This is a genomic window from Enterobacter asburiae, from assembly GCF_007035645.1.
Lineage (GTDB): Bacteria > Pseudomonadota > Gammaproteobacteria > Enterobacterales > Enterobacteriaceae > Enterobacter > Enterobacter asburiae_B.
Genome location: NZ_AP019632.1, coordinates 1,754,309 through 1,771,941 on the forward strand (window position 1 = coordinate 1,754,309; position 17,633 = coordinate 1,771,941).

17 protein-coding genes are annotated in these 17,633 nt (G+C 56.6%); 12 read left to right on the forward strand and 5 right to left on the reverse strand.

Going from position 1 to position 17,633, the window contains the following annotated elements:
* The first annotated feature begins 1 nt into the window (after position 1).
* The 5 genes from nudB (at position 2) to ruvB (ending at position 3,483) form a co-directional block, all read left to right on the forward strand.
* On the forward strand, positions 2 to 445 hold the full coding sequence (nudB, locus tag FOY96_RS08330; protein ID WP_033145850.1) for a dihydroneopterin triphosphate diphosphatase: 444 nt from the start codon (positions 2 to 4) through the stop codon (positions 443 to 445).
* A 27-nt stretch (positions 446 to 472) separates the two neighbouring features.
* The gene (locus FOY96_RS08335) at positions 473 to 1,213 is read left to right on the forward strand and encodes a YebC/PmpR family DNA-binding transcriptional regulator (protein WP_008500447.1); all 741 of its coding nucleotides are present in this window, start codon (positions 473 to 475) and stop codon (positions 1,211 to 1,213) included.
* A gap of 34 nt (positions 1,214 to 1,247) precedes the next feature.
* Positions 1,248 to 1,769: a crossover junction endodeoxyribonuclease RuvC gene (gene ruvC, locus FOY96_RS08340; RefSeq protein WP_003859749.1), complete on the forward strand. Its 522-nt coding sequence runs from the start codon at positions 1,248 to 1,250 to the stop codon at positions 1,767 to 1,769.
* Positions 1,770 to 1,849: 80 nt separating this feature from the next.
* The gene (gene ruvA / locus FOY96_RS08345) at positions 1,850 to 2,464 is read left to right on the forward strand and encodes a Holliday junction branch migration protein RuvA (protein ID WP_023312236.1); all 615 of its coding nucleotides are present in this window, start codon (positions 1,850 to 1,852) and stop codon (positions 2,462 to 2,464) included.
* 8 nt (positions 2,465 to 2,472) lie between these two features.
* On the forward strand, positions 2,473 to 3,483 hold the full coding sequence (gene ruvB, locus FOY96_RS08350; protein WP_023312235.1) for a Holliday junction branch migration DNA helicase RuvB: 1,011 nt from the start codon (positions 2,473 to 2,475) through the stop codon (positions 3,481 to 3,483).
* Between the two features lie 59 nt (positions 3,484 to 3,542).
* Here the strand turns inward: ruvB and znuB are convergent, their stop codons facing one another.
* Both znuB and znuC read right to left on the reverse strand, forming a co-directional pair.
* Positions 3,543 to 4,328, reverse strand: coding sequence for a zinc ABC transporter permease subunit ZnuB (gene znuB, locus FOY96_RS08355; RefSeq protein WP_029741768.1), 786 nt, complete (start codon positions 4,326 to 4,328; stop codon positions 3,543 to 3,545).
* A complete protein-coding gene (gene znuC, locus FOY96_RS08360) occupies positions 4,325 to 5,080 on the reverse strand; it encodes a zinc ABC transporter ATP-binding protein ZnuC (RefSeq protein ID WP_023312233.1) in 756 nt (251 codons plus the stop codon). Before znuC ends, znuB begins: the two co-directional genes overlap by 4 nt.
* Before the next feature lie 77 nt (positions 5,081 to 5,157).
* Here znuC and znuA point away from each other — a divergent pair, with 77 nt between their 5' ends.
* The 3 genes from znuA to lpxM all read left to right on the forward strand — a co-directional run bounded on the left by znuA (position 5,158) and on the right by lpxM (position 8,530).
* Complete coding sequence (znuA, locus tag FOY96_RS08365; RefSeq protein ID WP_143347762.1) at positions 5,158 to 6,102, forward strand: zinc ABC transporter substrate-binding protein ZnuA; 945 nt, start codon at positions 5,158 to 5,160, stop codon at positions 6,100 to 6,102.
* A gap of 15 nt (positions 6,103 to 6,117) precedes the next feature.
* Positions 6,118 to 7,437, forward strand: coding sequence for a murein DD-endopeptidase MepM (gene mepM, locus FOY96_RS08370; protein WP_024909694.1), 1,320 nt, complete (start codon positions 6,118 to 6,120; stop codon positions 7,435 to 7,437).
* A gap of 121 nt (positions 7,438 to 7,558) precedes the next feature.
* Complete coding sequence (lpxM, locus tag FOY96_RS08375) at positions 7,559 to 8,530, forward strand: lauroyl-Kdo(2)-lipid IV(A) myristoyltransferase (protein ID WP_029741765.1); 972 nt, start codon at positions 7,559 to 7,561, stop codon at positions 8,528 to 8,530.
* 45 nt (positions 8,531 to 8,575) lie between these two features.
* Here the strand turns inward: lpxM and pyk are convergent, their stop codons facing one another.
* Together pyk and FOY96_RS08385 are read right to left on the reverse strand one after the other, a co-directional pair.
* On the reverse strand, positions 8,576 to 10,018 hold the full coding sequence (pyk, locus tag FOY96_RS08380) for a pyruvate kinase (protein WP_143346830.1): 1,443 nt from the start codon (positions 10,016 to 10,018) through the stop codon (positions 8,576 to 8,578).
* A gap of 140 nt (positions 10,019 to 10,158) precedes the next feature.
* On the reverse strand, positions 10,159 to 11,028 hold the full coding sequence (locus FOY96_RS08385; protein ID WP_023312229.1) for a MurR/RpiR family transcriptional regulator: 870 nt from the start codon (positions 11,026 to 11,028) through the stop codon (positions 10,159 to 10,161).
* A gap of 356 nt (positions 11,029 to 11,384) precedes the next feature.
* Here FOY96_RS08385 and zwf point away from each other — a divergent pair, with 356 nt between their 5' ends.
* The 3 genes from zwf (at position 11,385) to kdgA (ending at position 15,585) form a co-directional block, all read left to right on the forward strand.
* The gene (gene zwf, locus FOY96_RS08390) at positions 11,385 to 12,860 is read left to right on the forward strand and encodes a glucose-6-phosphate dehydrogenase (protein WP_023312228.1); all 1,476 of its coding nucleotides are present in this window, start codon (positions 11,385 to 11,387) and stop codon (positions 12,858 to 12,860) included.
* Positions 12,861 to 13,092: 232 nt separating this feature from the next.
* Entirely contained in the window at positions 13,093 to 14,904 is a 1,812-nt protein-coding gene (gene edd, locus FOY96_RS08395; RefSeq protein ID WP_047061092.1) for a phosphogluconate dehydratase, read from the forward strand.
* A gap of 39 nt (positions 14,905 to 14,943) precedes the next feature.
* Complete coding sequence (gene kdgA / locus FOY96_RS08400) at positions 14,944 to 15,585, forward strand: bifunctional 4-hydroxy-2-oxoglutarate aldolase/2-dehydro-3-deoxy-phosphogluconate aldolase (RefSeq protein ID WP_014884307.1); 642 nt, start codon at positions 14,944 to 14,946, stop codon at positions 15,583 to 15,585.
* A gap of 41 nt (positions 15,586 to 15,626) precedes the next feature.
* Here the strand turns inward: kdgA and purT are convergent, their stop codons facing one another.
* Entirely contained in the window at positions 15,627 to 16,805 is a 1,179-nt protein-coding gene (purT, locus tag FOY96_RS08405) for a formate-dependent phosphoribosylglycinamide formyltransferase (RefSeq protein WP_048977667.1), read from the reverse strand.
* Positions 16,806 to 16,975: 170 nt separating this feature from the next.
* Here purT and FOY96_RS08410 point away from each other — a divergent pair, with 170 nt between their 5' ends.
* Positions 16,976 to 17,623: a tellurite resistance TerB family protein gene (locus tag FOY96_RS08410; protein ID WP_143346831.1), complete on the forward strand. Its 648-nt coding sequence runs from the start codon at positions 16,976 to 16,978 to the stop codon at positions 17,621 to 17,623.
* Positions 17,624 to 17,633: the final 10 nt, after the last annotated feature.

Genomic DNA, 17,633 nt, shown 5'->3' on the forward strand with positions numbered 1-17,633 from the left:
TATGGCATATAAGCTTCCCGTTTCGGTCCTGGTGGTCATTTATGCAGAAGACACGAAGCGGGTGCTGATGTTGCAGCGGCGCGATGACCCTGATTTCTGGCAGTCGGTTACCGGCAGTCTGGAAGAGGGGGAAACCGCGTCGCAGGCCGCCGCGCGCGAAGTAAAGGAAGAGGTCACCATTGACGTTGCCCGCGAGCAACTGACCCTGAAGGACTGCCAGCGCACGGTGGAGTTTGAAATTTTTAGCCATTTACGTCATCGCTACGCGCCGGGTACCGAGCGCAATACGGAGTCGTGGTTCTGTCTCGCGCTCCCCCATGAACGGGAGATCGTGTTTACCGAACACCTGACCTACCGCTGGGTGAATGCGGCGGATGCCGCCGCACTGACCAAGTCGTGGAGCAACCGGCAGGCGATTGAAGAATTTGTAATTAACGCAGCCTGAGAAGGCGCGATTTTTGGAGAACTTTTTATGGCAGGTCATAGTAAGTGGGCCAACACCAAACACCGCAAAGCGGCACAGGATGCCAAGCGCGGTAAGATCTTTACCAAAATCATTCGCGAGCTGGTGACAGCAGCGCGTCTGGGCGGCGGCGACCCGGCATCTAACCCGCGTCTGCGCGCGGCGGTAGATAAAGCGCTGTCAAACAACATGACGCGTGACACCCTGAACCGTGCAATCGCACGTGGCGTGGGCGGTGATGAAGACGCGAACATGGAAACCATCATTTATGAAGGTTACGGCCCCGGCGGTACTGCGGTGATGGTTGAGTGTCTGTCCGACAACCGTAACCGTACCGTTGCGGAAGTGCGCCACGCGTTCACCAAAACCGGTGGCAACCTGGGCACTGACGGTTCCGTTGCTTACCTGTTCAGCAAAAAAGGCGTCATCTCCTTCGAGAAAGGCGACGAAGATGCAATCATGGAAGCGGCGCTCGAAGCCGGTGCGGAAGACGTGGTGACCTTCGATGACGGCGCTATCGACGTTTATACCGCGTGGGAAGAGATGGGTGCCGTGCGCGACGCGCTGGAAGCGGCTGGCCTGAAAGCGGACAACGCTGAAGTGTCCATGATCCCGTCCACCAAAGCGGACATGGATGCGGAAACGGCACCGAAACTGCTGCGTCTGATCGACATGCTCGAAGACTGCGACGACGTGCAGGAAGTGTACCACAACGGTGAAATCTCTGATGAGGTTGCAGCGACTCTCTGATGAGAGCCTGTAAACCGTTTACGGGAGACGCGTGATGTCGATTATTCTCGGGATTGACCCAGGCTCACGCGTCACCGGTTATGGCGTTATCCGTCAGGTGGGACGCCAGTTAACCTACCTGGGCAGCGGCTGTATTCGCACCAAAGTGGACGATCTTCCTTCGCGCCTGAAGCTCATTTATGCGGGCGTGTCGGAGATCATCACCCAGTTTCAGCCGGACTATTTCGCCATTGAGCAGGTCTTTATGGCGAAAAACGCCGATTCAGCGCTAAAGCTCGGTCAGGCGCGCGGTGTTGCCATCGTCGCTGCCGTGAACCAGGATTTGCCGGTATTCGAATATGCGGCGCGTCAGGTCAAGCAGACGGTGGTGGGCATTGGGAGCGCGGAGAAAAGCCAGGTGCAGCATATGGTGCGTACCCTGCTGAAGCTTCCCGCGAACCCGCAGGCCGACGCCGCGGATGCGCTGGCGATTGCGATTACCCACTGTCACGTCAGCCAGAACGCGATGCAAATGAGCGAGTCGCGACTCAATCTGGCGCGAGGCAGGTTACGATAATCAGAAATCAGGCTGGATAAACATCCAGCCTTTTTTTATTATGTCGGCAGTTAATTTCTCCCAGAACGCAGGAGCGTCACGTGATAGGCAGACTCAGAGGCATCATCATTGAAAAACAACCCCCGTTAGTGCTGCTGGAAGTGGGTGGCGTGGGCTATGAAGTCCATATGCCGATGACCTGCTTCTACGAGCTGCCGGACGCGGGCAAAGAGGCGATTGTCTTTACCCAGTTTGTGGTGCGTGAAGATGCCCAGCTGCTGTACGGATTCAATAACAAGCAGGAACGCACCCTGTTCCGCGAGCTGATTAAAACCAACGGCGTCGGTCCGAAGCTGGCGCTGGCGATTTTGTCCGGCATGTCGGCACCACAGTTTGTGAATGCCGTCGAGCGCGAAGATCCTGCGGCGCTGATTAAGCTTCCGGGCATTGGTAAGAAAACCGCCGAGCGCCTGATTGTCGAGATGAAAGACCGCTTTAAAGGTCTGCATGGCGATCTGTTCACTCCGGCTGCCGATTTGGTACTGACCTCTCCTGGCGGCCCTGCGACGGATGATGACGCCGAGCAGGAAGCGGTTGCCGCGCTGGTGGCGCTGGGCTATAAACCTCAGGAGGCCAGCCGTATGGTGAGCAAAATTGCCAAACCGGACGCCAGCAGTGAAACCCTGATTCGTGAAGCGCTGCGCGCTGCATTGTGAGGTAAAGGATGATTGAAGCAGACCGCCTGGTGTCGGCAGGCACTATTCAGGCAGATGACGTGGTGGATCGCGCGATTCGCCCAAAACTGCTTGATGAGTATATCGGCCAGCCGCAGGTTCGTTCCCAGATGGAGATTTTCATCCAGGCGGCAAAGCTGCGCGGCGATGCGCTCGATCACCTGCTTATTTTTGGCCCTCCCGGTTTAGGCAAAACTACGCTGGCTAATATCGTTGCCAATGAAATGGGCGTCAACCTGCGCACCACCTCCGGCCCCGTGTTGGAGAAGGCGGGCGATCTCGCGGCGATGTTGACCAACCTCGAACCGCATGACGTGCTGTTTATCGATGAGATCCACCGCCTGTCGCCGGTGGTGGAGGAAGTGCTCTATCCGGCGATGGAAGATTACCAGCTGGATATCATGATCGGTGAAGGCCCGGCCGCGCGCTCCATCAAAATCGATCTGCCGCCCTTTACCCTGATTGGCGCCACCACCCGCGCCGGGTCGTTGACCTCTCCGCTGCGCGACCGTTTCGGCATCGTGCAGCGTCTTGAGTTTTACCAGGTGGCGGACCTCCAGCACATCGTTGGCCGTAGCGCTCGCTATATGGGGCTCGAAATGAGCGAAGAGGGCGCGTTTGAAGTGGCGAAGCGTTCCCGCGGTACGCCGCGTATCGCCAACCGCCTGCTGCGCCGCGTGCGTGACTTTGCCGAGGTGAAGCACGATGGCTCGATTTCCGCGGAGATCGCCGCTCAGGCGCTGGATATGCTTAACGTCGATGCCGAAGGCTTTGACTATATGGACCGTAAACTGCTGCTGGCGGTGCTGGACAAGTTCTTTGGCGGCCCTGTCGGGCTGGATAACCTGGCTGCGGCTATTGGGGAAGAGCGTGAGACGATTGAAGATGTGCTGGAGCCGTATCTGATCCAGCAGGGCTTCCTGCAACGCACCCCGCGTGGACGTATGGCAACGGTGCGGGCGTGGAATCATTTCGGCATTACGCCACCGGCAATGCCGTAATGTTGTGTTCCCTCTCCCTGAGGGAGAGGGGCAGGGTGAGGGCCTCAGCGCCCTCCATGTTAGTTCGCGGTCTTTTTCATCATACTGAAGATAAACAGCACCGCCGCACTGAGCACCACTGACGGCCCCGCTGGCGTGTCATAGAACGCCGAGAAGGTTAATCCCCCCGTTACCGCAATCATTCCGATAATCACGGCTACGCCGGCCATCTGCTCCGGCGTACGGGCAAAACGACGCGCCGTGGCGGCAGGGATGATCAGCAGCGACGTAATAATCAGCGCGCCGACAAACTTCATTGCGACACCAATCGTTAACGCCGTCACCAGCATCAGCAGCAGTTTTACGCGCTGCAGCTTCACGCCGTCGACAAATGCCAGATCCGGACTGACGGTCATGGCCAGTAAATTCCGCCACTGCCAGAGCAGAATAGCGAGCACCACCACCACGCCAACGGCGATAGCGATGAGATCTTCCGGCGTTACGGCCAGAAGGTCGCCGAAGAGGTAGGCCATCAGATCCACGCGGATGTTCGACATCAGGCTGACCACCACCAGGCCCAGAGACAGGGCACTGTGCGCCATAATGCCAAGCAGCGTATCAATGGCGAGGTGAGGGCGCTTTTCCAGCCAGACCAGACCGGCGGCCAGCAGCAGCGTGACCACAATCACCGCGTAGAAGGGGTTTACATCCAGCAGCAGACCAAAGGCTACGCCCAGCAGGGACGCATGCGCCAGGGTATCGCCAAAATAGGACATTCTGCGCCAGACAACAAACGAGCCGAGCGGACCCGCGGCGCAGGCAAGCATAATCCCGGCCAGCCAGCCGGGCAGTAACAGTTCAATCATGAGTGTCCATTTCCCCGACGCAGTACGATTCGTCCCTGTAAATCATGGCGATGATTATGATGATGACGGTAAATACCCAGCTGTTCAGCGCCGCGGGGGCCGAACATGGAGATAAACTCCGGGTGCATTGACACCACTTCAGGCGTACCGGAACAGCAGATATGGTGGTTGAGACACAGCACTTCGTCGGTTTTTGCCATTACCAGATGCAGGTCGTGAGACACCATCAGCACGGCGCAATCAAGTTCCCGACGGAGCTGGTCGATCAAATCATAAAGCGCAACCTGACCATTCACATCCACACCCTGAGTTGGTTCATCCAGTACCAGCAGCTGCGGGCTGCTCAGCAGCGCGCGGGCAAGCAAAACACGCTGAGTTTCACCGCCGGACAGTTTTTGCAGCGGCGCATCGACAAGATGGCCCGCCTGCACGCGTTTTAGCGCCGGGAGAATATCGGCTTTTCGGGTGCCGGGGCGCAGACGCAGGAAACGGCTGACCGTCAGCGGCAGCGTTGCGTCGAGATGAAGTTTTTGCGGCACATAGCCAATACGCAATTTTTCCTCGCGCTTAATCACGCCTTCATCGGGTGCGACCAGACCCAGCACCACGCGCACCAGGGTGGATTTGCCTGCGCCATTGGGGCCGAGCAGCGTCAGAATTTTGCCGGGCTTCAGATCGAGCGACACGTCAGAGAGGACGCGGCGCTGCCCGAATGAGACCGAAATATTTTCAAGAGAAACCAATGTCGTCATGTCATTTTAAGCTTGAAGAAGTCAACGAATGTTATAATATCACATTCCACGCATTCACTACGATGATTAGTCGCATTATGTTACATAAAAATACGCTTCTTTTCGCAGCATTATCCGCTGCCCTTTTGGGTACAACCGCACAAGATGTTAACGCTGCGGTTGTCGCTTCGCTTAAACCACTCGGATTCATCGCGTCGGCCATTGCCGACGGGGTAACGGAAACCCAGGTTCTGCTCCCTGATGGTGCATCTGAGCATGACTATTCCCTGCGCCCGTCAGATGTAAAACGCTTACAAAACGCGGACTTAGTCGTCTGGATTGGTCCTGAAATGGAAGCGTTTATGCAAAAGTCAGCAAAACAGGTTGCTGGCGAAAAACAGGTCGCGATTGCCGAACTCTCCGGCGTGAAACCGTTGCTCATGAAAGGGGCGGATGACGACGGCGACGAACATGACCATCATGCCGCAGACGGCGAAAAAGGTGATGGAGATCACCATCACGGCGAGTACAACATGCATCTTTGGTTATCCCCAGAGATAGCGCGGCTTTCAGCGGTTGCAATCCACGACAAATTAGTGGAACTTATGCCGCAAAGTCGAGCCAAACTAGACGCCAACCTGAAGGATTTTGAGGCACAATTAGCCGCAACCGATAGGCAGGTTGGTAATGAGCTCGCACCGTTGAAAGGTAAAGGGTATTTCGTTTTTCATGACGCCTACGGCTATTACGAAAAACACTACGGTTTGACCCCACTGGGCCACTTCACCGTCAACCCTGAAATTCAGCCTGGTGCGCAGCGTTTACATGAAATCAGAACACAGTTGGTTGAGCAAAAAGCGACATGCGTTTTTGCTGAGCCACAGTTCAGGCCAGCGGTCGTAGAAGCCGTGGCCAGGGGAACATCCGTGCGCATGGGAACCCTTGACCCGCTAGGTACGAATATCCAGTTGAGCAAAGCGAGCTATTCGCAGTTTCTCAGCCAACTGGCGAACCAGTATGCGAGCTGCCTGAAAGGAGATTAACGAGGAAGTGAATACGTGCAACAGATAGCCCGCTCTGTCGCCCTGGCATTTAACAATCTGCCACGACCCCACCGCGTTATGCTGGGGTCGCTTACAGTTCTCACCTTAGCGGTCGCCGTCTGGCGGCCCTATGTTTACCACCCGAGTTCTGCCCCTATCATTAAAACCATTGAGCTTGAAAAGAGCGAAATCCGTTCTTTGCTGCCTGAAGCCAGTGAGCCTATCGACCAGGCGGCTCAGGAAGATGAAGCCATCCCGCAGGATGAGCTGGACGATAAAACCGAGAACGAGGCGGGTATCCACGAATATGTTGTCTCTACCGGGGATACGCTGAGCAGCGTGCTGAACCAGTACGGCATCGACATGGGCAATATCAGCCAGCTGGCGGCTGCGGATAAAGATCTTCGTAACCTGAAAATCGGACAACAGCTCTCCTGGACTTTAACGGCGGATGGCGATCTCCAGCGTCTGACCTGGGAAATGTCCCGCCGCGAAACCCGCACCTACGATCGCACTGCAAACGGTTTCAAAATGACCAGCGAAATGCAGAAGGGCGACTGGGTTAACAGCGTTCTGAAAGGCACCGTGGGCGCGAGCTTTGTCTCCAGCGCGCGCGATGCAGGCCTGACCAGCGCTGAAATCAGCTCGGTGATTAAAGCCATGCAGTGGCAGATGGATTTCCGCAAGCTGAAGAAGGGCGATGAGTTCTCCGTCCTGATGTCCCGCGAAATGCTGGACGGCAAGCGCGAGCAAAGCCAACTGCTGGGCGTACGTCTGCGCTCCGAAGGCAAAGATTACTACGCGATTCGTGCCGAAGACGGTAAGTTCTATGACCGCAGCGGTACGGGCCTTGCGAAAGGTTTCCTGCGTTTCCCGACGGCAAAACAGTTCCGCGTCTCCTCTAACTTTAACCCGCGTCGTCTGAACCCTGTAACCGGGCGCGTCGCGCCGCACCGTGGCGTTGACTTTGCCATGCCGCAGGGCACGCCGGTACTGGCGGTTGGAGATGGTGAAGTGGTGGTGGCCAAGCGTAGCGGTGCCGCCGGATATTATGTCGCGGTACGACATGGTCGTACTTATACGACCCGCTACATGCACCTGCGCAAGCTGCTGGTCAAACCAGGCCAGAAGGTGAAGCGTGGTGACCGTATCGCGATTTCCGGCAATACCGGACGCTCTACCGGCCCGCACCTGCACTATGAAGTGTGGATCAACCAACAGGCCGTGAACCCGCTGACGGCGAAACTGCCGCGTACCGAAGGCCTGACAGGTAAAGATCGTACTGATTATCTGGCGCAGGTGAAAGAGGTGATGCCGCAGCTGAGCCTAAACTAAGCTCTCTGTTTTTGTTAAAAAAGCCGGCGCACACTGACGCCGGCTTTTTCTTTTGTGCGTGGACGACTGCCTCGCTACACTATCTGAATAAAATTTTGCGTCATCAGACCCTGGATCCAGCATGGAAACCAAAAAAAACAATATTGAATACATTCCTGAGTTTGAAAAATCCTTCCGCCATCCGCGCAACTGGGGCGCCTGGCTTGGTGTCTATGCCTTTGCGGGGATGGCGTTGCTGCCGGCTTCCGTACGCGATCCCGTTCTGGGGAAAATTGGCCGTCTGGCCGGGCGTTTAGGCAAGAGCGCCCGCCGTCGCGCGCAGATCAACCTCTACTACTGTTTTCCTGAGAAAAGCGACGCCGAGCGCGAGGCAATCATTGATGAGATGTACACCACCGCCCCGCAGGCAATGGCGATGATGGCTGAACTGGCGCTGAAAGGGCCGGATAAAATCGTCGATCGCGTTGACTGGAAAGGGCTGGACATCATCGAGGAGATGCGCCGCAATGACGAGAAAGTCATTTTCCTTGTTCCCCACGGCTGGGGCGTTGATATTCCGGCGATGCTGATGGCGTCTCAGGGCCAGAAAATGGCGGCGATGTTCCATAACCAGGGAAATAAAATCTACGATTTTGTCTGGAATACGGTGCGTCGTCGTTTTGGCGGACGTTTGCATGCGCGTAACGATGGCATTAAGCCCTTCATTCAGTCGGTGCGTCAGGGGTACTGGGGCTACTATCTGCCGGATCAGGACCACGGCCCAGAGCACAGCGAGTTTGTCGATTTCTTTGCGACCTATAAAGCGACGCTCCCCGCGATTGGTCGCCTGATGAAAGTCTGTCGTGCCCGCGTGATCCCGCTGTTCCCGGTCTATGACGGCAAAACGCATCGCCTGAGTATTGAGGTCCGTCCGCCGATGGATGATCTGCTGACCGCGGACGACCACACGATCGCGCGTCGAATGAACGAAGAGGTGGAAATTCTGGTGGGGCCGCATGCCGAACAGTACACGTGGATCCTGAAGCTGCTTAAAACGCGTAAGCCGGGTGAAACCGAGCCCTATAAACGCAAAGAGCTTTATCCGCGGAAATAAAAAAAGCCCTCTCCATCTGGAGAGGGCTTTTTAACACAGACATTATTACTCGACGGTCATAATGCGCGTGGTGTTGGTTGAGCCGATGGTGCTCATAACGTCGCCCTGGGTCACAATGACGATATCACCGGACACCAGATAGCCTTTATCGCGCAGCAGGTTTACGGCATCATGCGCCGCAGCTACGCCGTCACTGGTGCTGTCGAAGTGAACCGGCGTCACGCCGCGGTACAGCGCCGTCAGGTTCAGGGTACGTTCGTGACGGGACATGGCGAAGATCGGCAGACCAGAGCTGATACGAGAGGTCATCAGCGCGGTGCGGCCAGATTCGGTCATGGTGATGATCGCGGTAACGCCCTTCAGATGGTTTGCCGCATACATCGCAGACATCGCAATCGCTTCTTCCACGTTGTCAAACTGCACGTCCAGACGGTGTTTAGAAACGTTGATGCTTGGGATCTTTTCAGCGCCCAGGCAGACGCGCGCCATAGCGGCCACGGTTTCTGCCGGATACTGGCCCGCAGCGGTTTCCGCAGAGAGCATCACCGCATCGGTACCGTCCAGCACGGCGTTAGCCACGTCCATGACTTCTGCGCGGGTTGGCATTGGGTTGGTGATCATCGATTCCATCATCTGAGTGGCGGTGATCACCGCGCGGTTCAGCTGACGTGCGCGACGAATCAGCGCTTTCTGGATCCCTACCAGCTCAGGGTCGCCAATTTCCACGCCCAGGTCACCACGCGCAACCATTACCACGTCGGACGCGAGGATCACATCGTCCATGGCATCCTGATCGCAAACGGCTTCCGCGCGTTCAACTTTCGCGACGATTTTAGCATCGCAGCCTGCATCACGCGCCAGACGACGCGCATAGTTCAGATCTTCACCGCAGCGCGGGAAGGAGACCGCCAGGTAGTCAACGCCGATCAGCGCAGCCGTCACGATGTCCGCTTTGTCTTTATCGGTAAGCGCTTCTGCAGAGAGGCCGCCGCCCAGTTTGTTGATGCCTTTATTGTTGGAGAGCGGGCCGCCGACGGTGACTTCGGTGAACACTTTCATGCCCTGAACTTCCAGCACCTTCAGCTGTACGCGACCGTCGTCGAGCAGCAGGATATCGCCCGGCACCACGTCAGCCGGCAGGCCTTTATAGTCGATACCGACTTTCTCTTTATCGCCTTCGCCTTTGCCCAGGTTGGCATCAAGCAGGAATTTGTCGCCGATATTGAGGAAAACCTTACCCTCTTTAAAGGTCGATACACGAATTTTTGGACCCTGCAAATCGCCGAGGATAGCAACGTGGCGGCCCAGTTTGGCTGCGATTTCACGCACTTTATCGGCACGTAATTTATGGTCTTCTGGCGTACCGTGAGAGAAGTTCATACGCACCACGTTGGCGCCGGCGGCGATAATTTTCTCAAGATTATTATCGCGATCGGTGGCCGGGCCTAAGGTGGTTACGATCTTGGTTCTGCGAAGCCTTCTGGACATGTAATACTCCGTTGACTGAAACAACTTTGGTGTTGCGTGAACATTGAATCGGCCTTCATCTGCTGCAAGGCAGCGGAGAGGGGACCGAATGCCGTAAATCGTTACATCGTAATTATTGGTTACGTCTTCGTTATCAACTATCAGGGAACATCGCTCTTTATAAGCAATTCTTTATCAAAACGCGATTCCTTCAGCGCTTCCTTGACCCGCTTCAAGTTATCCCGGAATTTTGCGCCCCGACGCAAGGTAAAACCGGTTGCCAGCACGTCAATCACGGTGAGCTGCGCCAGTCGGGAAACCATCGGCATATAAATGTCGGTGTCTTCCGGCACGTCGAGGGTGATCGCCAGCGTCGCCTCACGCGCCAGCGGCGTGCCTGCCGTGGTGAGGGCAATCACCATGGCATCGTTTTCACGGGCCAGCTGTGCCAGCTCTACCTGACTCTTGGTGCGCCCGGTGTGCGAAATCAGTACCACGACGTCATCTTCACTGCAATTCATACAGCTCATGCGTTGCAGCACAATGTCATCGGAATAAATCACCGGGACGTTAAAGCGGAAAAATTTGTTCATGGCGTCATGCGCCACGGCGGCAGACGACCCGAGACCAAAGAACGCAATCCGCTTGGCCTGGGTGAGCAAATCCACCGCGCGATTCACGGAACTCATGTCCAGAGACTGGCGCACGTGGTCAAGCGAAGCCATGGCCGATTCAAAAATTTTCGCGGTATAGGCATCAACGCTGTCGTCTTCATCCACATTACGATTAACATATGGGGTGCCGTTAGCCAGACTTTGTGCCAGATGCAGTTTAAAATCAGGAAAGCCGCGCGTTTCCAGGCTGCGGCAAAAGCGATTGACCGTCGGTTCGCTAACACCCGCTTCCTGTGCCAGAGCGGCGATGCTTGAATGAATCGCCTGAGCGGGGGAGGCGAGAATGACCTCGGCCACTTTTCGCTCGGATTTGCTAAGGTGTTCCAGTTGAAACTGGATTTTTTCCAGCATGTTCATGTTAACAGGACGCTCATGGGTGTAAACGATTTCATAAATTGATGAAATCGTGATTCGATTTAACCGATATTACCCTTGTGGCTTCCATTAAGGGTAACAATCGACAAGATAATGTTGTTGTTTTTTTTCATTACTTGATCGGTGTCGGGTTTTGCTGTGACCCCGTTGCGCAAAGAAACGACGGTTGTTGCGTCATTGCGCCGTCGTAATCCTCCAAAGGGGGAAAAATCGCGTTATCGCACGCGACGATAAGCGCTAATGGTTTCGGGAATGACGTAAAAGCAGTACAGTGCATTGTAATAAAATTACAACGATACCTGGCAGAAGTACCAGGTGATCCAACTGAGGAGAATGACATGGCGGTAACGCAAACAGCCCAGGCATGTGACCTGGTCATTTTCGGCGCGAAAGGCGATCTTGCACGCCGAAAATTGCTGCCTTCCCTGTATCAACTGGAGAAAGCGGGCCAAATTCATCCGGATACCCGTATCCTGGGTGTCGGGCGCGCAGACTGGGATAAGGACGCTTATACCAAAGTCGTCCGCGAGGCGCTCGAAACTTTCATGAAGGAAAAAATTGATGAAAGTTTGTGGGATACCCTGAGTGGACGCCTCGATTTCTGCAACCTGGACGTTAATGACGTCAGCGCGTTTACCCGCTTAGGCGCGATGCTGGATCAGAAAAACCGTGTCACCATTAACTATTTCGCCATGCCGCCAAGCACCTTCGGCGCCATCTGCAAAGGTCTGGGCGAAGCCAAACTGAACGCCAAACCGGCGCGCGTCGTGATGGAGAAGCCGCTGGGTACGTCGCTGGCAACCTCGCGTGAAATCAACGACCAGGTGGGCGAGTTCTTTGAAGAGTGCCAGGTCTACCGTATCGACCACTACCTCGGTAAAGAGACGGTACTGAACCTGCTGGCGCTGCGTTTCGCTAACTCCCTGTTTGTGAATAACTGGGACAACCGCACTATCGACCACGTGGAAATCACCGTGGCGGAAGAGGTGGGGATTGAAGGTCGCTGGGGTTACTTTGACCAGGCCGGTCAGATGCGCGACATGATCCAGAACCACCTGCTGCAAATTCTGTGCATGATTGCCATGTCTCCACCGTCTGACCTGACGGCTGACAGCATCCGTGACGCAAAAGTGAAGGTGCTGAAGTCACTGCGCCGCATCGATCGCTCCAACGTGCGTGAGAAGACCGTCCGCGGCCAGTACACCGCCGGGTTTGCGCAAGGCAAAAAAGTGCCGGGCTACCTGGAAGAAGAGGGCGCGAACAAGTCCAGCAACACCGAGACCTTCGTGGCGATCCGCGTGGATATCGACGACTGGCGCTGGGCGGGCGTTCCGTTCTACCTGCGCACAGGTAAACGTCTGCCGGCCAAATGTTCCGAAGTGGTTGTTTATTTCAAAAACCCGGAACTGAACCTGTTCAAAGAGTCCTGGCAGGAACTGCCGCAGAACAAACTGACTATTCGTCTGCAGCCGGACGAGGGCGTGGATATCCAGATCCTGAACAAAGTGCCGGGGCTGGATCATAAACACAACCTGCAGACCACCAAGCTGGATCTGAGCTACTCCGAAACCTTCAATCAGACGCACCTGGCCGATGCTTACGAGCGTCTGCTGCTGGAAACCATGCGCGGTATCCAGGCGCTGTTCGTGCGTCGCGACGAAGTGGAAGAGGCGTGGAAATGGGTCGACTCCATCACCGAAGCCTGGGCTGCCGATCAGGATGCGCCAAAACCGTATCAGGCGGGTACCTGGGGACCTGTCGCGTCGGTGGCGATGATCACCCGCGATGGCCGCTCCTGGAACGAGTTTGAGTGAGATAATCCTCTAGCTCGAAAGTGTTATTTTACCGGTAACATGATCTAACACAGCTAGTGGCACAATTTTCAACTTTTAAGCTCCGCGTGGATTCACCCGCGGAGCTTTTTTTATTACACTGCCGGAAGTGATTTTGCCCCTGAGCTCCGGACAGCAAGCGTTTCAGCGTTGTTAACAACTGCCAGCGACTTTGTAAACTCCCGAGCCGGACAGATAATTTAGAGGAGCTTTTATGAATCCGACATTGTTACGCGTAACACAACGCATTATCGAGCGCTCGAAAGAGACCCGTTCGGCCTACCTCGCCCGGATTGAACAGGCAAAGAGCAGCACCGTCCACCGATCTCAGCTGGCCTGCGGGAACCTGGCGCACGGCTTCGCCGCCTGCCAGCCTGATGATAAAGCGTCGCTGAAAAGCATGCTGCGTAACAATATCGCCATTATTACCTCCTATAACGATATGCTTTCCGCCCACCAGCCGTATGAGGTTTATCCCACTATCATCCGTAACGCGCTGCACAGCGTAAATGCGGTGGGCCAGGTGGCGGGCGGTGTACCTGCCATGTGTGACGGCGTGACGCAGGGGCAGGACGGTATGGAGCTGTCCCTGCTGAGCCGCGAAGTGATTGCCATGTCTGCTGCGGTGGGGCTGTCACACAATATGTTCGATGGCGCGCTGTACCTCGGCGTGTGCGACAAGATTGTCCCGGGCCTGGTGATGGCGGCGCTGTCGTTTGGGCATCTGCCTGCGATCTTCGTCCCGTCCGGCCCAATGGCGAGCGGTCTGCCGAACAAAGAAAAAGTGCGTATCCGCCAGCTGTACGCGGAAGGGAAAGCAGACCGTCAGGCGCTGCTGGAGGCGGAAGCCGCGTCCTATCATGCGCCGGGAACCTGTACGTTCTACGGTACGGCTAACACTAACCAGATGGTCGTGGAATTTATGGGAATGCAGCTTCCGGGCTCGTCCTTTATCCAGCCAGATGCGCCGCTGCGCAAGGCGCTGACAGAGGCCGCGGCCCGTCAGGTCACGCGTCTGACCGGCAACGGCAACGAATGGATGCCGATGGGCAAAATGGTCGACGAAAAAGTCATCGTCAACGGGATTGTCGCGCTGCTGGCAACCGGGGGCTCAACCAATCACACCATGCACCTGGTGGCCATGGCGCGTGCGGCGGGCATTCTGATTAACTGGGATGACTTCTCCGAGATCTCTTCCGTGGTGCCGCTGATGGCGCGCCTGTACCCGAACGGTCCGGCGGATATTAACCACTTCCAGGCCGCAGGCGGTGTACCGCTGCTGATGCGCGAGCTGCTGAAAGGCGGGCTGCTGCATGAAGACGTGAATACCGTGGCGGGCTTTGGCCTTCAGCGCTACACCCAGGAGCCGTGGCTGAACAACGGCGAGCTGGACTGGCGTGAAGGGGCGAGCGCGTCTCTTGATGCGCAGGTGATTGCCACTATCGACAAACCGTTCTCTCCTCACGGCGGCACCAAAGTGCTGAGCGGCAACCTCGGTCGTGCGGTAATGAAGACCTCTGCCGTACCGGAAGAGAACCAGGTTATCGAAGCGCCGGCGGTGGTATTTGAAAGCCAGCATGACGTGTTACCCGCCTTTGACGCCGGTCTGCTCGATAAAGACTGCGTGGTGGTGGTGCGTCACCAGGGGCCTAAAGCCAACGGGATGCCAGAATTACATAAACTTATGCCACCACTTGGTGTATTATTGGACCGCCGTTTCAAAATTGCGCTAGTCACCGATGGACGCCTCTCCGGGGCATCCGGTAAAGTGCCTTCAGCCATCCACGTGACGCCGGAAGCCTACGACGGCGGTCTGCTGGCGAAAGTGCGCGACGGTGACATGATCCGCGTGAACGGCCAGACGGGCGAGTTAACCCTGCTGGTGGATGAAGCCGAGCTGGCGGCACGTCAGCCCCATATTCCTGACCTGAGCGCATCGCGCGTGGGGACCGGACGCGAAATGTTCAGCGCGCTGCGTGAGAAACTCTCCGGTGCGGAGCAGGGCGCAACCTGTATTACGTTTTAAGACGACTTGATTTTAACGATCTGGCGAGAGAAAACTCTGATGAAAAACTGGAAAACAAGTGCAGAAGCAATCCTGACCACTGGCCCTGTCGTGCCGGTTATCGTGGTAAACAAGCTGGAGCACGCTGTACCGATGGCGAAAGCGCTGGTTGCGGGTGGCGTTCGCGTTCTGGAAGTGACCCTGCGCACCGCCTGCGCGATGGACGCTATCCGCGCTATCGCCAAAGAAGTGCCGGACGCCATCATCGGTGCGGGTACCGTTCTCAACGCGCAGCAGCTGGCGGAAGTGACCGAAGCGGGCGCGCAGTTCGCCATCAGCCCTGGCCTGACCGAGCCGCTGCTGAAAGCCGCCACCGAAGGTACTATTCCGCTGATCCCTGGCATCAGCACCGTCTCTGAACTGATGCTGGGCATGGACTACGGTCTGAAAGAATTCAAATTCTTCCCGGCTGAAGCGAACGGCGGCACCAAAGCGCTGCAGGCGATTGCGGGTCCCTTCTCTCAGGTACGCTTCTGCCCAACGGGCGGTATCTCTCCTGCCAACTACCGTGACTACCTGGCGCTGAAAAGCGTGCTGTGCATCGGCGGTTCATGGCTGGTTCCGGCGGATGCGCTGGAAGCGGGCGACTGGGATCGCATCACCAAACTGGCTCGTGAAGCGGTTGAAGGCGCGAAGCAGTAAGCCATTCGCCATATGAAAAACGGGCCTTCTGGCCCGTTTTTTTATCCTGCAACCTTGACGCTCGCAGCGGCCGCTTTCGCTCTCGCCACGGCGTCGTCAACGTTATCCCCGGTGGCTAATGCCACGCCAAGACGGCGGGTTCCGTCGATCTCCGGCTTGCCGAACAGACGTACCTGCAATCCTGCACCCACCGCCCCGTCGACGTTATCAAACGTGACGTTCTGGCTGGTTAGCTGCGGCAGGATCACCGCCGAGGCGGCCGGGCCGTACTGACGGATACCGCCGACGGGCAGGCCAAGGAACGCGCGCACGTGCAGGGCGAATTCGGAGAGATCCTGCGAAATCAGCGTGACCATGCCGGTGTCATGCGGGCGAGGGGAGACTTCGCTGAAAATCACCTCATCACCGCACACAAACAGCTCCACGCCGAACAGGCCATACCCGCCCAGCGCCAGGACGGTTTTACGGGCGATCTCCTGAGCACGCTCTAGCGCCAGGGCGCTCATCTGCTGCGGCTGCCAGGATTCGCGGTAATCGCCATCTTCCTGACGGTGACCAATCGGGTCGCAGAAATGGACGCCGTCAACGGCGCTGACGGTCAGCAGGGTGATTTCGAAATCAAACTTCACGACGCCTTCGACGATTACGCGACCGGCTCCGGCACGGCCACCCTGCTGGGCATAATCCCACGCGTTATCCAGGGTACCGCTGTCGCGAATAAAGCTCTGTCCTTTTCCGGAGGAGCTCATCACCGGCTTAACGATGCACGGGTAGCCAATTTCCTCGACGGCCTGCAGAAACGCGGCCTTATCGCCAGCAAAACGGTAGCTCGAGGTGGGCAATCCCAGCTCTTCCGCCGCCAGGCGACGAATGCCTTCGCGGTTCATGGTCAGCTTTGCGGCTTTCGCACAGGGCACCACGCGCTGGCCTTCCTGCTCCAGGGCGATCAGCGTATCGGTGGCGATGGCCTCAATTTCCGGCACGACAAAATCGGGTTTTTCGCGCGTAATCAGTTCGCGAAGGGCATCGCCATCCAGCATGTTAATCACATAAGAACGATGGGCGACGTGCATGGCGGGTGCGTCGGCGTAACGGTCTACGGCAATGACTTCCACACCTAAACGCTGGCACTCAATGGCGACCTCTTTTCCCAGCTCGCCCGATCCCAACAGCATCACTCGCGTCGCCGCAGGCCGCAGCGCAGTTCCTAAACGAATCATAACAATCCCCCTGAAAAAGTTGCGCGCAGTATAAACGAAAACGTTTGCGTCTGTCTCGTGCACGGCTAAGCGAGGGGACAGAAATTTGCGCTTCTTTAGCCCGACCAGACATTTCCTGACGCCCGCTCGCTTACGCTGTGAAACATGTTCACCGTTAAGTGAGGGAAACCATGTCTGGCTGGTTAAATCAATTGCAATCCCTGTTAGGGCAGAAAACATCGTCTGGCGAACGGGACCTCAGCAAACTGCTGGTACCCGGGGCGCTCGGCGGGCTGGCAGGCCTGTTGGTCGCGAATAAATCCTCACGCAAGCTGCTGGCAAAGTATGGTACAGGCGCGCTGCTGGCCGGCGGCGGCGCCATCGCGGGCACCGTGCTGTGGAATAAATACAAGGACAGAATACGGACCGCGCACAGCGATGAACCGCATTACGGCGAGCACACCTCGCCGCTGGATCTGCGTACCGAACGGCTCATTCTTGCGCTGGTTTTTGCCGCGAAAAGCGACGGGCATATTGACGATAAGGAACGAGCGGCGATCGAGCAGCAGCTGCGCGAAGCCGGCGTTGAAGAGAAGGGAAGAGTGCTGGTGGCGCAGGCGATAGAACAGCCGCTCGAGCCGCAGCGTCTTGCGCAAAGTGTGAAAAATGAGGAAGAGGCGCTGGAGCTCTATTTACTCAGCTGCGCAGCCATCGATATCGATCATTTTATGGAGCGGAGCTACCTTAACGCCCTGGGCGATGCGTTAAAGATCCCTCAGGACGTGCGCGAGGGCATTGAGCGGGATATCCGGGAACAAAAACAGGCGTTACAGGGATAGCCGTCGCCGT